This window comes from Ensifer sp. NM-2 (assembly GCF_003024455.1).
Taxonomy (GTDB): domain Bacteria; phylum Pseudomonadota; class Alphaproteobacteria; order Rhizobiales; family Rhizobiaceae; genus Ensifer; species Ensifer canadensis.
In genome coordinates this window covers 1-421 of record NZ_PVZR01000155.1, presented here as the reverse complement: position 1 = coordinate 421, position 421 = coordinate 1, and the positions used below count along the sequence as shown (strand labels likewise).

Annotated in this window: 1 protein-coding gene; it reads left to right on the top strand. The window is 60.1% G+C overall.

Features of this window, described 5'->3' with window-relative positions; genetic code table 11:
• On the top strand, positions 1-421 hold a 421-nt coding region (locus tag C6558_RS40230), incomplete at both ends, for a hypothetical protein (protein ID WP_158269025.1).

The window sequence follows — 421 nt, the reverse complement described above, 5'->3', positions numbered from 1 at the left end:
CCACAATGCTTTGGGCCGCGACGAACACCGAAGGCAACGCCGACGAAAATCTCGATTTGCTGAACAACCAGTACAAGGCTTTGCCGAAATATGCCGCCACCTCGAACGCGGTGCGCGCCACGGCAGGGGCGATCTACCGGCACTGCAAAGCCGTCGTCATGCATGAGGAACAGCCAGGCGACGTGTTGCCGATCATCGCCAACTACGCCGGCGAACCGGCTGATCTCACTGCGGATCTCGCTTGGCTCAAGACCGTAGCCACAATGTTTTGGGCCGCGACGAACACCGAAGGCAACGCCGACGATAAACTCAATTTGCTGAACAACCAGCGCAAGGCTTTGCCGGAATATCCCGCCACCTCGAACGCGGTGCGCGCCACGGCAGGGGCGATCTACCGGCACTGCAAAGCCGTCGTCATGCA